Genomic DNA, 15,067 nt, shown 5'->3' with positions numbered 1-15,067 from the left:
AAGTGTCTATTAAAAATAAGGATAAATATAAAGAAATTAGAAAAGCAAGAACGCATATACTACGTCTTGCTTTTCTCAAGTACAAAATTAAATATTAGATTGGCTTAGCAGCATTTACGTTCTTGTCCAATAGCTAAAGCGCTAAAAGATAGAGGACCAATAACTTCTGCACTTGCACCACTAGTTAGGTTTTCTACAGTTAATGAGTATTCGTGTGTTCCACTACTAACATTTTGATCTATAGCTTGAAATGTTTGAGCATAGAATTGTTCAGAATCTGTAGATTCAATACCTACTTGTGTATTAAAAATTTCAATGTTATCACGGAAAATTCGGAATAAAATTTGTGAAATCTCAGTTATACCTTCTACACCAACTGTAGCTATTAATTCTACTCGATTATTACGTGAATCTCTACTTGAAATTCTTAATTTCAAATTTGCTAGAATTGCTTTATTTGGAGAAGCTGGGATTGCAAAAGTTGTTTCACCAGTTTTACTTATAGGTTGAGTAGCTTGGTAATCAATGATATGAGTCATATTTGTCACCTCCTCATATACTAAAATATGAAATTTACGATAAAATAGCTTGGACAAATAATAGAATGTTTTAAGAGAATTGAGCAAAATTGATCAAAAGAGGGAGATTACATGAGGGCATCAAGAAATATATCACAATTACGTGATATATTTCTTGATGCTTTTTTTAATTAAGCAGAATATTCTTCTTTACGTACTTCGAAAAATTCATTACGACGTAAGTAATTATAAACTTTCTCGGAAACCTTTTCTTCTTCAGACATTAAGAAACGATGATCAAAAGCATAGAATGATTGACCTTTAATTAATTTTACGTAGTATATTTTACACGCCTCCTCTAGCATAATTGGAACTTAATTAATATTATGATGGCCTATATGCTTGTTAATCATACTTGGAGTTTCAAAGGATAGAAGCTACGTAAATTGAAAAAGCTTACAAAACTGTAATGTTGTTGTCACGTTTTCCGATAGTTAAAAATAACCAACCTCTCCTATACTAGAAATATGTAACATAAAATAAGGGGGGAAAAAGATGGATGAAGTAATTGGAGAAGTTGTAGCAGGTATGTGTGAATTTGTAGTTGAAGTAACGGCAGATGCTATTGGAAATTTAGTTTCTAGAAATAATGAGGAAAAAGAAACGATATAAAAATATAAAGGCTGATTTCTAAAGGGAAATCAGCCTTTATATTTTTACATTATATTAATATTATTTAAATATTTGTTTGTTAGGATGGAGATGAAACCAATATTGGAGGTGATTAAAATAAATATGCCGAGTTTGGGATTAGATTTATCTAATTCTCGTTTAATTATGGCGAATATAGACGAAAGGGAATATCATTTTATTATACGTGAACATCCGATTTTAGGGAAAATTATATCGCTACTTGAAAATGGAAAAGAATACGGCTTAATGGATAAACAAATCGCTAATAAAGATAAATTTATAAAATCGGAGCTTATTAAATTAGATTATTTTAACATAGATGTTCTACAGCATACACCTGAATGGATATGGATTGGTATGGATCAATTTGGTTTACATGCTCGTGAGGCTACTTATAACGAAGTAGACGTTATTATGAAGTTAAAAGAGGATTTATATTATATAGATGTATATGAAAAAGTAAAAATGTAATAAATATTTAGTCAGGTTAGGGGACAAGTTTCCGTAGCCTTTTTTGTTTAGGAATAAAACGTAAAATTTATATTATATTGATGATAGGAAAGCATGATAAGAAGTAAGCTGAAAAGAGGATTTGAAAATACATAAAGAGAACTTTAATTATTATATGAATCCTATATGTAAATAACAATAGAAAGCAGATGATAAAATGAGTAAAGAAGAGCTTGTGAAACAACAGTTTGGTAATAATGCTGAAAAATATGTAAAAAGTAAAATTCATGCTAATGGACCAGACTTACAATATGTAGTTCAACAAGTTGAGTCTCGTCATAATAATCGTCTTCTTGATATTGCTACTGGCGGTGGACATGTTGCGAATATATTAGCTCCATTGTTTAAAGAAGTAGTTGCCTTAGACTTAACAGAAAAAATGTTAGAGAATGCGAAAAATTTTATTATCAGTAATGGACATGAAAATGTATCTTTTATTGCTGGAAACGCTGAAAGTTTACCGTTTGCTGATGGTTTTTTTGATACAATTACGTGCCGAATTGCAGCACATCATTTTACGAATCCACCTCAGTTTATATATGAAGTAAATCGTACGTTAGAACATAATGGATTGTTTATTTTAATAGATAATGTTTCACCGGAAAATAATGAATACGATACATTTTATAATTTTATAGAAAAAAAGCGGGATCCGAGTCATGAACGAGCGCTGAAAAAAACAGAATGGATTACCTTGTTAGAAAAAAACGGTTTGCAAATGCAGTCATGTCTTACTTTTGACAAGAGATTTGAATTTGACTGGTGGTGCGATATGATGAATGTACCTTTGCAGAAACGTATGAAATTAACAGAGTGTATGATGAAAACACCAGTTGAAATGCAAGAATTCTTTAATATTCAAATTGAAAATAATAAAATAAATTCGTTTTATACTGAAATGGCATTGTTTGTATGTAAAAAAAGCGCGACATTAAAAAGATAAATTTCTTGCAGTCTTTTCAAAGTACGTTATACTTAGTACAGAGAAAATGAGAATTGAGGAAAAGTAATAATGATTCGCGTACGTATTGAAGGAACTGAAGAAGAAATGCTTGAATTTATGGAGAAAATGCCGGACATTCCTGGATTTGAAAAAACACATATGAGAGAACCGAGAAAAGGGAATAATCCAAAATACGATTCAAGTAAGAATGTATTAGCATATTTATCATATAAAAGGATTGAAGTCGCCAATAAATAGGCGGCTTTTTTAGTTTGCACTGTTTCACAGCCTTGTCTTTTTTACATAATAATAATAGTAGATTATGTTGAAGAGGGGTGAGGATAGTTAAAAAGAAAATCATCTTTTTTGGAGACTTTGGTATTGACGATGCTGTGGCGTTAATTTATGCAAATAAAACATGTAAATTAGATATTATAGGTATTGTTGCTGAATATGGGAATGTATCGCGAGAAATCGTAACAGAAAATGTGTATTTTTTAGAAAGATACTATGCTACAGAAGTGAAAATCATTGAGGGTGCAGCTAGACCAATGACAGCGGAAGAACCATTTTTCTTTCCCGAAATTCATGGGGATCACGGTTTGGGACCGATTATTCCACCTGATATGAGGATTTGTAAACGGGAAAATTTTTGTGAGTTAATTAAATTAATCGAGCCTTGTCCAGAAGATATTATTATCGTAGCGACTGGACGATTAACAACATTGGCAACGTTATTTTTATTATATCCAAATGTAATGGATAAGGTATGTTCATATTATATTATGGGCGGTGCGTTTTTATTTCCTGGTAACGTTACTCCTGTATCAGAAGCTAATTTTTATGGAGATCCAATCGCCGCAAATATTGTGATGAAGTACGCAAAGAATGCGACTATTTATCCGTTAAATGTAACGCAAGCGGCCCTCATTACTCCTGAAATGGTGGATATTATTAATAAAGAAGGAACAGGACAGGCGAAACTTATTAAACCGATGATCGATTTTTATTATGAGAACTTTTATAAAAAAGAATACCCGGGTATTGCTGGAAGTCCGATTCACGATTTACTTCCGTTCATTTCCTTTATTAATGATGATATTTTTGAATATAAAAAGTCAGCAGTTTGGATCAGTACGACAAATGACGTAACAAGAGGACAAAGTGTGGCAGACTTTAGAAAAATAGCCGAGCCAACAACATTTGATAATAGACCAATTCAAAAAATTGCAGTTGGTTTTAACTATCCTGCATTTAAAGAAGAGTTTATGCGGACAATATTAAAGCCTGACTGTCCTTAATATGTGTATTACGAATAACATCAACCTCGAGTCGAAAAACTGGCCTTTCATTATTTTGAAATAATCTAATAGTTGATCTGTATGAATAACTATTGAAAAATGTAACATAACTAATGGTAAGCAATTGTTTCTAATTATATTTTGATTGGTAAAATATAAAGGAGGTTATCATATGATTTGGTCTTTAATCGTCGGTGGTATATTAGGATGGCTTGCGAGCTTAATTACTGGAAAGGACGTACCTGGTGGTGTAATTGGTAATATTATTGCTGGTATTATCGGTTCATGGATTGGTTCGAAATTACTTGGTAGTTTTGGTCCAGTCATTGGTGGATATGCAATTATTCCAGCTTTAATCGGTGCGATCGTTTTAATTTTCATCGTAAGCTTCTTATTACGAGCAATGCGAAAATGAATGTAAGGACTGTTTACATTTGTAAGCAGTCCTTTTTATATGTTATGCTAGTATTATACAAACAGGAGGTGTCAGCATTGAAAACATTTACAGTAAATTTCCATCAAGAAGATAATGCTAAAGCGACAACAGTACATAAATTAAGTGAAGAGGACTTCAACAAAGCAACAGAAAAAGGCACTCGTCATCTATTTGATTTAGATACAAACGTTGGATTCTTCGTATTCTTTGACGCAGAAGATGCAGAAGGAAACGATCAATACTTAATGTTACAATACGAAGGTGATCATGAAGAGCCAACTGCGTGCTACGGATTTGATTTAAAACTATACTATCAATTTTTAGCACTGTACTTAAATGATCTTGAGTTCCAAGGTGAAACAGATGAAGAAGAGGAAGAGTATGGCCCAATTCATCATTTAGCTCACTTACTTTATCATATTGTTGAAGATGGTAAGTCAATCGAAGTGTAAAAATACATATGTAAAGCTGTCCTTTTTGGATAGCTTTTTTTTATTATTATGATGAATGTTATGGTTTGCATTATGGTAAATGGATTTCTGATGGTGATAAATGGTTTGATTAAACAGAAAAAGCAACAAAGAAGACTCATCTTTCTTTGTTGCTTTTTCTACGTTTCAGGAAGGATTGCAGTGTAAATGGCGAGAAGGGATATATAAGGAGATGGAAAAAATGATAAATAATACAATTCCAAGTTTTTTAAAATTATGGGAAAGTAACGATGTAGAATTAGCAGTCCTCAACCAATACTTTACTTCGCATCCAGAGATATTTGAAGAATACTTTAAGTATCATTGTCCATATACGAGAGAACGAGTTTCTAATGCCATTAAACGATATCCCGCAAAAATAGAAGATATTCATATCATTGCAGAAACATTACCGATTATTATTCAAGAGATAACGAATGAATATCATAATAATTATAACTTTGATGTAAATATGAAGTTTCATTTATTTGTTGGAGCTTTTGGCTCTAATGCATTTGTAGAAAGGGAAATTATTGGAGACATCTTTTTTGCGGCAGAAAAATTATCTCCAGATGTAAATCACCTTCGTGTTATTGTCGCTCACGAAATAGGACATATATATCATAATGTTATGTTACAAAATGATGGAATGGATTGGACAAAAGCTGAGTGGACTGACGCGGCAGTTACTTTGTATCGTGAAGGTGTTGCAACATATTTATCAAAGCAAATTATAAAAGGTGTAAATGAATCAGTGTACTACTCATATAACAATGATGGTGAACGTTGGTTACAATGCTATATAGAAAATGAAAAACAAATAAAGAATCGTTTTTTGGAAGATTATATAGAAGGATGGACGTTCGAAAAAGAGAAAGAGTGGTTCCGGTTATCTGGCGGACAATACTTTGGATACAACCGAATGGGTTATTTTTTAGGAACAGCTTTTGTAGAGGATGTTGTACAAGCACTAGGAGAAAGTGAAGCATTTATTTTTTGGAACAAATATAATTTGAAAAGTAGCGTAATGGATTGGTTATCGAAAGGAATAAGATTATAATAGGGGGCTGAAATGTATGAAAGTGTATGTAAAGATAGCTATGTTATTTCTCGCTTTTACATGCCTATTGGCATTAGTAGCATGTAAAGGGACAGACGAAAAAAAGGAAACAAATCCAACTTCGGAAAATAGTAAAAACGAACAAAATAATTCTTCTGAAGAAAAGAAAGAGCCTGAAGCAAAATCAAATAATGAAGGATCAACAAAATCAGGTACAGATTCACGCTCGAAAGATACAGTAATCAATCAAAAATCAATTAACCATGTGAAAGAATTGTTTGAACTAGCGAAAGAAGGAAAAGTACCTAATGTTCCGTTCGCAGCTCATACAGGGGATATTGAAGAAATAGAAAAAGCGTGGGGAAAAGCAGATAAAACGGAACAAGCAGAAAACGGAATGTACGCTACCTTTATAAATAAAAATGTTTCCTTCGGTTTTAATAAAGGATCACAAGTTTTTGATGTACGCTCCTATCATGCAGAGCTAAAATCAATTACATTAAAAGAAATAGAGAAAGTATTAGGAAAATCATCTTCAGTTAAAGTGAATGGGGAAGATAAAATATATGTATATAAAGTGAACAATCAGTTTGAGTTGAAATTCATTATTCCAAAATCGACAGGTAAAGTTAATCATATTTCTGTATTTTCACCAGAGGATAGTATTAATAAAATGGCAGGGTGATGAAAAAGGATGTCACAAAGTCTTAAAACTTTGTGACATCCTTCTTTTTACTGTTAAAAGGAAAAGGAAAGCAGCTTATAAAATATGAGGGGTATGCTCCGAAATGTCTTTTTTTATTTTATTACGTTCTACACTTTGAACAAACAGCGCTTGCATAATGCCTCCAGCTATTAAGAAACAAGTACAAATATAAAATAGTATACTACCGTTAAGTTTACTTAATAAAACCGCACCAATAACAGGACCGCACGTACGAGATATATCCCAATGTAACCCGTAAATTGAAAAATACAATCCACGCTTATCTGTAGGAGCGATTTCTGAAACGAATCGAAGTAAATGGTTTAAGGCGATACTTTCCCCAATGACTAAAAAGAGTAATGTGAAGAATAGTGACGTGATTGTTGTTGAAATCCCGTAGCCAATTGCAGCTATTGTATAGCAGGTGTAAGAAATAAGAATAATTTTCGCCATAGAAAATCGTTCAGACCATTTCACAAGGAAAACTTGCAGGAAGATTTCCATTGTAGCCTTGCATGTTGAAATAAAAGCGAGCATGAATACGAAATCTGGAAATATATCTTTAGCGAAAATGCGATAATTTGTCTCAGTTTGAGCATAAAAAAAGCTAATAGGGAGTGTAGTAATCATAAGTCCTAAAACGGCGTAATGCTTGCTTACAAATTGTTTTGAAGATGATACTTCAACTTTTTGCTTTGGCTTTGTAAATACTGGAGCGGTTTCTGGAAGCTGCGTCCATACAACTACTGCATATACCATAAGTGTAATGCTTTGCATTATAAATAAATATTCAGGGTGAGTATGATAAAATATAGCACCAATTATTGGACCGATTACGGAACCAATTGCAGCAATCGTATGCAAAAGAGCAAAAATTTCTGCTTGTTGTTTTTGTTTTGTTAAATCAGCAATTTGTGCACGTTGAGCGGGAATATATAAGGAACGGCCAACCCCATTTATGACGTAAAGCAAAGCAAATATAAAAACAGACTGAGCAAAGATGAAGCTACCGATTGCAACGCCTTGTAGCAATAAGCCGATTAACATAATTTTCTTTCGCCCATATTTATCAGTCACCCCTCCAGCAATAAGTGTAAATACAATGTCTGAGAGAGGTTGTAGTCCGAAAATGAGCATAGTTATTATTATATTACCGTTTAACATTTTATTAACGTAAATAATCATAATGAGAGCTAACATAGATTCAGTCGTTCGGGTTAATAATTCGCCGCACAGTCTAATAATAATGGGTTTATTATAACGTAGTATGAGATTGTTCAATATTAATTCCTCCTTTCTATATTGAAATGATAAGATGAAAGGAGGAGTGGAAAAAGGGTAGAAACAAAAGGGGTTATTTTTCACCTTTTAGGGGGATTATGATGTTTATTTTAAATCAATATATTGAACTATGGTGTGCCTATGGTAAAGGTAGACAAGAAGGAGAACAATTAGAAGTTACCGTACAAATGATAGCAGAAACTTTATTTTGTACGGAGCGTAATAGTAAATTAATAATAAAAAAATTAGAAGAGTTAAATTGGATCGCTTGGTTTCCAGGGCGGGGGAGAGGGAATCGCTCTAAATTAATATTTCAAAAGCAACCGATGATATTAATTTTAGACAGAGGAAAAGAACTAACGAAAAAAGGGGATGTGAAAAGTGGAATCTCATTTGTGGAACGCTACAGCTCACAATTTCCATTAGTAAAGAAAGAGTATGAAGCTTGGATAGATTCCATATTTGGTCATAAAATAGAAAGGACACCAGAAGGAAGAAAAGATGTACTTCGGTTGCAAGTACAAATGAATCTAGACATCGCTTTGGATCCGGTTTACGCTACGATGCGCTCAGAATGTCATATGGTTAAACATATTTTTGATACACTCGTATATGTGAATGAGGAAACAAATTGTATAGAGCCAAGACTTGCTTTTCACTGGCAATATAATGACGCTGAAAAGGTTTGGACATTTTATTTAAGAAAAGGTATTCATCTTCATAATAGAAAACGACTTACCGCACATGATGTTATACATTCATTGAATCGATTTATGAAAGCGGAAAACAACCCACACGCATGGATGTTGCAACATGTTGAAAATGTCCGTGCAGTGGATGAATTTGTTGTTGAAATTCAATTACATACGGAAAATAGGATGTTTTTACATATGCTAAGTGCAGAACAGTGTTCTATCGTAAATGAAGATGAAGCAGGAAACTTTATTGGTACAGGACCTTTTATATTACGCGAGAAAAATGCACAATTATTTGTTTTAGAAGTGCATGATTTATATTATCGTGAAAGACCTTTTCTTGACCGAATTGAACTAATGAATGTAGAGCAAAATGTAAATACGTATGACGTGTTAGTAAAGGCGCAATATAAAGATAAAGAAAAGCCTAATAAAGAGTTGTCTCGGCTTGAATCGAACGTGACATATGTAACGTGCAATCTTGTAAAAGAAGGACCAATGCAAGATGAGCTGTTTCGAAAGGCACTACATAAAATCATTCATGGCGATAGGATTGTTCAAGAACTCGGCGGAGAACGTGGAGAAGTGGCTAAGAAACTAATATTAGCAAATGAAAGAAAAGTAGAGATTAAGGAAGAGATAGAATGTTTAGTGAAAAAGAGTATGTATCATCATGAAGTGCTACAACTCTACACATTTACAGGACAAGATCATGTAGAAGATGCACAATGGATTCAGAAAGAGTGTGCGAAGTATGGGATTCGTGTAGAAAATAATTTTCTTGAAGTTGAAGAGTTATTGGAAATCAGTACGATACAAAAGGCTGATATGATGCATGATAGTGCAACGATTAGCGAACGAATAGAAGATAGTCTGCTATATATGTTTCTTACAAAAAATAGTTTTATTCATGGGCAAAGCAGCATGGACTTTCATAAAAAGCTCTTCCCTTATTTTAAAGAAGAAGATTTAGAGAATAGAGTTACATTGTTACGCGATATTGAGGACACTTTGTTACGTCACATTCATATTATTCCTTTATATCGTAACAAACAACAAGTAACTTCTCACGAAAAAGTACAAAATATAATGATTAATTCACAAGGGTGGATTGATTTTTATGAAATATGGTTTACATGTTGATAAATAAGGGCTTTTACGCATTTTACATGATGTGTAAGAGCCTTTTTTTCGTGTGTGAAACAGGTTTGTTTTACACATTGTTACGCTACTTACGATAAAAGTCTATTTACAGCGTAACAGTGTTATGTTACATTGTTGTCAGGAAGGAGTGTTATACAGTTGAGTACAGATTTAATTTCAAAAAAAGATTTATTAGAACTAACTGGTATTTCATACGGACAGTTATATAGGTGGAAAAGAAAAAATTTAATACCGGAAGATTGGTTTGTACGAAAGTCAACATTCACGGGTCAAGAGACATTTTTTCCGAAAGAAAAGATATTAGAGCGTATTGATAAAATCCAAACGATGAAAGAAGATTTATCACTTGATGAACTAGCAAATATGTTTTCACCGAGTGTTAGAGAAATTCTTTTAACAAAAGAAGACGTCTTACGTAAAGGAATTGCATCAGAGCCAGTTTTACAATTCTTCATAGAACAAACGAATAAAACAACAGAGTTTCAATTTGTAGATATTCTTTATGTGTATATGTTAGAAGAGTTACTACAATCGGGAGAGATTAGTTTAGAAGAAGGAAAAATGGTCTTGCAAGTTTTACGTGAAAATTATGAAGCAATTAAGCATAAAACTTGTGACTTAATCATCGTCCGAAAGTTAGGGATTTCTACATGTTTCTTAGTTTCAAACGTGGACGATTTAATTTTTGAAAAAGGTACCAAAATTGTTTTACGCGAAGCGATTATGAAATATACCGAAGCATTAAAAACGAAACTGTTGTAGTGGAGGAGAAAGTATGCGTACAGATAATTTGATTATAAATGGTTACGGTTCATCGAATGGCGGCGAGTTTCATAAAGTGCAATTAAATGGAAAAGGGACTGTTAATGGAAATATTGAATGTGACCAATTTGAATGTAACGGATATGGTGCTGTTACTGGAAATTTGAAAAGTAGCAATGCGAGAATTAGTGGATCGGGTAAAGTCGATGGCACAGTACACGCGGAAACGATGCGCATTGATGGAAAAGCAACAATTACGCAAGATGTGAAGGCGAACAGTTTGAAAATTGCAGGAAAAGGTACGATAGGTGGAAATGTAACTGGTGAAGAGTTTAAAGTCAATGGTCAAGCGACGATTGATGGTAATTGTGAAGTGGATACTTTTTCTTCAGAAGGCCAATTTACAATTGGTGGATTATTAAGTGCCGATGAAATAAATATTAATATTCACGGTACATGTCGAGCGAAAGAAATTGGTGGTCAAACGATTAAAGTAAAACATAGACTAGGTACTTTTAGTAGACTGTTTAAATCAGTATTTGGTATGCAGTTAGAGGCTGAACTATTAGAAGGTGACAATATTGATATTGATTATGCTCACATAAAAACGGTAAGAGGAAACAATGTGACAGTAGGAGCGAACTGTGAGATTGAACTCATTGAATATACGGGTGTTCTTACTGTCGATAAAAGCGCAAATGTAAAAGAAATGAAGCAGGTTTAATGGGAGGGAGAAAGTAATATGGAACATCAACATAGTCTTACTGTCAATGGCTCTGGTAGTTCAGCAGGTGGGGATTATAACAAAGTGAATATTCGCGGTGAAGGAACGATTTCTAATGATATGAGCTGTAATGAATTTAAAACGTACGGCACGAGTGAAGTGCGCGGTAATATGAAAGTGAAAAATTATGTCGTGTATGGAGATAGTGAAGTACAAGGAAATGTAGATGCGGAATATGTAAAAGTATACGGAAATACACAAATGAATAGTGATGCCCATATTGAAAAAACGAAAGTAAGAGGTATGATAGAAGTTAAAGGGAAGTTTACTGGTGATTTCGTAGATGTGAAAGGCGCTTTAAATGTGAAAGGAGATATTGAAGTTGAAGAACTATCACTAACTGGTGGCCTTGAAAGTGATGGATTACTTAATGCTGAAAATATTGAAATTTCACTTCGTTATGAAGGCAGCAAAGTGAGAGAAATCGGCGGTAAAAAGATTACCGTTCGTAAAAAAGCGAGATTTATTCCATTTACAAGTCATGCTGGAAGCCTCCAAACGTCTATCATTGAAGGAGATGAAATTTATTTAGAGCATACGATTGCTGAAGTAGTACGAGGAAATAACGTTACCATTGGTCCAGGATGTGAAATTAGTGTTGTAGAATATCATACTAGTTTTAATCAAAAAGGTAATGCAGTTGTAAAAGAACATAAACAAATATAAGTAGTACGAGGGAGAGCAAGGTTATGGTTGAGAAGAATAATAAGCTCGGCTTTGTTGTGGCGGGCTTATTGCTAGGTATTTTAATGGCATCAATGGACAATACCATTGTCGTAACAGCGATGGGAACGATTGTTGGTGACTTAGGAGGCCTTGAAAACTTTGTATGGGTCGTTTCTGCCTATATGGTCGCAGAAATGGCAGGTATGCCGATATTCGGAAAACTATCAGATATGTATGGTAGAAAGAGATTCTTTATTTTCGGTTTAATCGTCTTTATGATTGGTTCGGCACTTTGTGGTACTGCTGAAAATATTACACAGTTAGGTATTTATCGTGCCATTCAAGGTATTGGTGGCGGGGCATTAGTGCCGATCGCGTTTACTATCGTTTTTGATATTTTCCCTCCTGAAAAGCGCGGGAAAATGGGTGGATTATTCGGAGCAGTATTTGGTTTATCAAGTATTTTTGGCCCGCTGCTTGGTGCGTATATTACAGATTACATAAGCTGGCACTGGGTATTTTACATTAACTTACCGCTTGGCGTTTTAGCACTTATTTTTATTACATTCTTTTATAAAGAATCACGAGTTCATAGAAAGCAAAAAATTGATTGGTTTGGCGCAATTACTTTAGTTGGTGCAGTAGTTTCGCTAATGTTTGCTTTAGAACTAGGTGGACAAAAGTATGATTGGGATTCTAACTTTATTTTAAGTTTATTTGGCGGATTCGCTATTTTAATTATTGCATTTATTTTTATTGAACGTAAAGTAGAAGAACCGATCATTTCATTTGAAATGTTTAAACAACGTTTATTCGGAATGAGTACCATTATTGCATTATGTTACGGTGCTGCGTTCATGTCAGCAACTGTATACATACCGTTATTCATTCAAGGTGTATACGGTGGTAGCGCAACAAACTCAGGATTATTACTTTTACCGATGATGTTAGGATCAGTCGTAACAGCGCAGTTAGGTGGATTTTTAACGACGAAGCTTAGCTACCGAAACATTATGATTATTTCTGCTGTTATTATGCTAATTGGACTATTCTTATTAAGCACATTAACGCCAGAAACAAGTCGTATATTATTAACGGTTTATATGATTATTATTGGATTTGGAGTAGGTTTCTCATTCTCTGTACTAAGTATGGCAGCTATTCACAACTTCGGTATGGAACAGCGCGGATCTGCAACTTCAACGAGTAATTTCATTCGTTCATTAGGAATGACACTTGGTATTACAATCTTCGGAATGATTCAAAGAACAGGTTTCCAAGATCAATTAGAAGAAGCTTTTAAAGGTATGAGCGGAGGAATGAATACAAACGCTTTAGGAGATTCAAGAGCTATTCTATCAGAATCGGCAAGATCTCAAATCCCGCCGCACATATTAGATAAAATTATTGACGCTCTTTCTAGCTCCATTGTTCAAACATTTATGTGGGCATTAGTACCAGCAGGTCTAGCATTCATATTTATTTTCTTTATGGGAAATGAGCGTATGGTAATTAAGAAACAGCAAACGAATAAAAAGAGTGAAACATCAAAAGCGTAATGAAAAAGCTCCTTTCCAATTGGAAAGGAGCTTTTTCGTATGTACGGATTTAGATTAGCCTTCGATAATTTCGTATTCTTCGTCTGCTAATAATAAAATTTGTGTTTTCTTACCTTTGTTTTGAACTTCGATTACATCGTATGCACCTAAGTCTCTTAGTTTGTTTTGAGAAGCGTTAACCATAACTTCCATAGAATCAATTAAGATATCTTCTTCAATGTATGATTCAGGCAATGCCATATCTTCTGTTTCTAATACACATGCATATAGATTTTGTAAGTTTTCAGTAGTTGGGTTTTGTTCCTCAACATCAATGATGTTCTTTACTGCATCCATATTTTCTTCTTTTGCTTGGTATACTTTAATTTTAGCCATTGTTTTATTCTCCTTTATAACGTAATCGTAGAGGCTACACCTTATTATAACGTTTTTTTCATGAAAGATGAAATTGTTATATGTATTTATAGGGAAATTTATGTGCTATTACTCATTATTGGCGTAATTTCATTATTAATGTGATAAGTAAGTACCTATATTCCTGAGTTAAAGTTATATTGTCCAAGCTTTTTTATACTCCGTTCATAGTATATGTATTAGATAAAACATATAGGGAAGGGATGGAGTGTAAGTGGATTGTGAGCCGAAACGAAATTATCAATGCTGCCAAAATAGTATTTGTGAATTTTTGCGAAGTCTAGAGCCTTTTACAAAAGTTGAGAGTATTGTAATCGCCGGAAACGAAATTGTAGTATCTTATTTTCTTTCATTTAATAAGAGGAATGGTATCGTATCCTTCGTACAAGAGGACAATGAGGTTATCTTTGTAGATTGCTCTAGGATTGATGCAATTCGAATAGGAAAAGTTTGTAGTTGTAAAACGAAAGTTAAATTTATTGAAGAGGATTTTAGTTTACTTGGAAATGTTTGTCCACAATGTTTAACAGAGGGTAGTACACTCTTTTTTGACTTTTACAATCCAGAATTGAATTTATCACTACAAGCAAAAACAATTGATGCACCTAGTTGTACTGAATTTATAGATGAGATGGGGAATGTCGTAAAGCAAATTACTATAATAGGTGAAGCGATTGTTTCTAAAGATTTTGTTCAAGTGCCGGAACTATTAAACTTTCTATTAGTTTTATCTGATACGACTACGAATCCTTTAAAGTTTGGAATACTGTTCATTAATTTCCCTGATCTTACGTTTATTATTCTTTTCGCATCGAGTGGATACCTCAACATTTCGAACTGTTTGAAAATCGAGAGTGGAACTGGTAATGCTGAAATAGAAGATATGAAAAAGATGGTGACGAATGACAATAATATGTACAAGTCAGTTGTTAAATTGACTAAAGTATATAAAAATGGAGGAACAGAATCATATATTTATAAGAATGAGTTATAACATACGTATTTAAATGAACCCTCAAACGAGTATTGAGGGCTATTACATAATAAAAGATGATAATCGGTTACATGTAGATTGCAAATTATTATTAAGTATATTTACTGTTAA

The 15,067-nt window shown here is 33.4% G+C and carries 18 protein-coding genes; 14 read left to right on the top strand and 4 right to left on the bottom strand.

The annotated features are described in order from the left end of the window. Positions 1-104 precede the first annotated feature (104 nt). Positions 105-539 (bottom strand): exosporium protein ExsC, encoded by a 435-nt coding sequence (gene exsC, locus RBB48_RS24345; protein WP_088063754.1) that lies wholly within the window; start codon positions 537-539, stop codon positions 105-107. 170 nt (positions 540-709) lie between these two features. Beyond that, positions 710-862, bottom strand: coding sequence for a YqbF domain-containing protein (locus tag RBB48_RS24340; RefSeq protein ID WP_071723536.1), 153 nt, complete (start codon positions 860-862; stop codon positions 710-712). A gap of 451 nt (positions 863-1,313) precedes the next feature. Here RBB48_RS24340 and RBB48_RS24335 point away from each other — a divergent pair, with 451 nt between their 5' ends. The 8 genes from RBB48_RS24335 (at position 1,314) to RBB48_RS24300 (ending at position 6,616) form a co-directional block, all read left to right on the top strand. Continuing rightward, positions 1,314-1,682, top strand: a complete 369-nt coding sequence (locus tag RBB48_RS24335; RefSeq protein WP_088063752.1) for a hypothetical protein — start codon at positions 1,314-1,316, stop codon at positions 1,680-1,682. Positions 1,683-1,878: 196 nt separating this feature from the next. Then, complete coding sequence (locus RBB48_RS24330; RefSeq protein ID WP_088063751.1) at positions 1,879-2,664, top strand: class I SAM-dependent methyltransferase; 786 nt, start codon at positions 1,879-1,881, stop codon at positions 2,662-2,664. 69 nt (positions 2,665-2,733) lie between these two features. Further along, complete coding sequence (locus RBB48_RS24325; RefSeq protein WP_088063750.1) at positions 2,734-2,922, top strand: DUF3970 family protein; 189 nt, start codon at positions 2,734-2,736, stop codon at positions 2,920-2,922. Positions 2,923-2,999: 77 nt separating this feature from the next. Beyond that, positions 3,000-3,965, top strand: a complete 966-nt coding sequence (locus tag RBB48_RS24320) for a nucleoside hydrolase (protein WP_088063749.1) — start codon at positions 3,000-3,002, stop codon at positions 3,963-3,965. Positions 3,966-4,137: 172 nt separating this feature from the next. Then, positions 4,138-4,380 (top strand): GlsB/YeaQ/YmgE family stress response membrane protein, encoded by a 243-nt coding sequence (locus RBB48_RS24315; protein WP_000638305.1) that lies wholly within the window; start codon positions 4,138-4,140, stop codon positions 4,378-4,380. Between the two features lie 77 nt (positions 4,381-4,457). Continuing rightward, positions 4,458-4,853 carry a hypothetical protein gene (locus RBB48_RS24310; protein WP_000847587.1) on the top strand — a complete coding sequence of 132 codons (396 nt, stop codon included), beginning with the start codon at positions 4,458-4,460 and terminating at the stop codon, positions 4,851-4,853. Between the two features lie 220 nt (positions 4,854-5,073). After that, positions 5,074-5,931, top strand: coding sequence for a gluzincin family metallopeptidase (locus RBB48_RS24305; protein WP_088063748.1), 858 nt, complete (start codon positions 5,074-5,076; stop codon positions 5,929-5,931). A 16-nt stretch (positions 5,932-5,947) separates the two neighbouring features. Further along, positions 5,948-6,616, top strand: a complete 669-nt coding sequence (locus RBB48_RS24300; protein ID WP_088063747.1) for a YjgB family protein — start codon at positions 5,948-5,950, stop codon at positions 6,614-6,616. 75 nt (positions 6,617-6,691) lie between these two features. On the opposite strand, the gene RBB48_RS24295 is transcribed toward RBB48_RS24300, so the two are convergent. Further along, positions 6,692-7,918 carry an MDR family MFS transporter gene (locus RBB48_RS24295; RefSeq protein ID WP_088063746.1) on the bottom strand — a complete coding sequence of 409 codons (1,227 nt, stop codon included), beginning with the start codon at positions 7,916-7,918 and terminating at the stop codon, positions 6,692-6,694. A gap of 101 nt (positions 7,919-8,019) precedes the next feature. Here RBB48_RS24295 and RBB48_RS24290 point away from each other — a divergent pair, with 101 nt between their 5' ends. The 5 genes from RBB48_RS24290 to RBB48_RS24270 all read left to right on the top strand — a co-directional run bounded on the left by RBB48_RS24290 (position 8,020) and on the right by RBB48_RS24270 (position 13,548). Continuing rightward, the gene (locus tag RBB48_RS24290; protein ID WP_088063745.1) at positions 8,020-9,756 is read left to right on the top strand and encodes an ABC transporter substrate-binding protein; all 1,737 of its coding nucleotides are present in this window, start codon (positions 8,020-8,022) and stop codon (positions 9,754-9,756) included. A 159-nt stretch (positions 9,757-9,915) separates the two neighbouring features. Next, a complete protein-coding gene (locus tag RBB48_RS24285) occupies positions 9,916-10,539 on the top strand; it encodes a YhbD family protein (protein WP_087980731.1) in 624 nt (207 codons plus the stop codon). A 13-nt stretch (positions 10,540-10,552) separates the two neighbouring features. Further along, entirely contained in the window at positions 10,553-11,263 is a 711-nt protein-coding gene (locus tag RBB48_RS24280; protein ID WP_306008195.1) for a bactofilin family protein, read from the top strand. An 18-nt stretch (positions 11,264-11,281) separates the two neighbouring features. Continuing rightward, on the top strand, positions 11,282-11,989 hold the full coding sequence (locus tag RBB48_RS24275; protein WP_088063743.1) for a cytoplasmic protein: 708 nt from the start codon (positions 11,282-11,284) through the stop codon (positions 11,987-11,989). Between the two features lie 23 nt (positions 11,990-12,012). Next, positions 12,013-13,548 (top strand): MDR family MFS transporter, encoded by a 1,536-nt coding sequence (locus tag RBB48_RS24270; RefSeq protein ID WP_087983806.1) that lies wholly within the window; start codon positions 12,013-12,015, stop codon positions 13,546-13,548. Between the two features lie 54 nt (positions 13,549-13,602). On the opposite strand, the gene RBB48_RS24265 is transcribed toward RBB48_RS24270, so the two are convergent. After that, positions 13,603-13,923: a hypothetical protein gene (locus RBB48_RS24265; protein WP_046954336.1), complete on the bottom strand. Its 321-nt coding sequence runs from the start codon at positions 13,921-13,923 to the stop codon at positions 13,603-13,605. A 253-nt stretch (positions 13,924-14,176) separates the two neighbouring features. Between RBB48_RS24265 and RBB48_RS24260 the strand changes: the two genes are divergently transcribed. Next, the gene (locus RBB48_RS24260; protein WP_306008194.1) at positions 14,177-14,956 is read left to right on the top strand and encodes a BC_2878 family exosporium-associated protein; all 780 of its coding nucleotides are present in this window, start codon (positions 14,177-14,179) and stop codon (positions 14,954-14,956) included. Positions 14,957-15,067 lie beyond the last annotated feature (111 nt).

Origin of the sequence: Bacillus sp. MMSF_3353 (assembly GCF_030733445.1) — a bacterium.
Taxonomy (GTDB): domain Bacteria; phylum Bacillota; class Bacilli; order Bacillales; family Bacillaceae_G; genus Bacillus_A; species Bacillus_A wiedmannii.
Note: the sequence above shows the minus strand (reverse complement) of the source record. Positions and strands in the feature narration are given on the sequence as shown.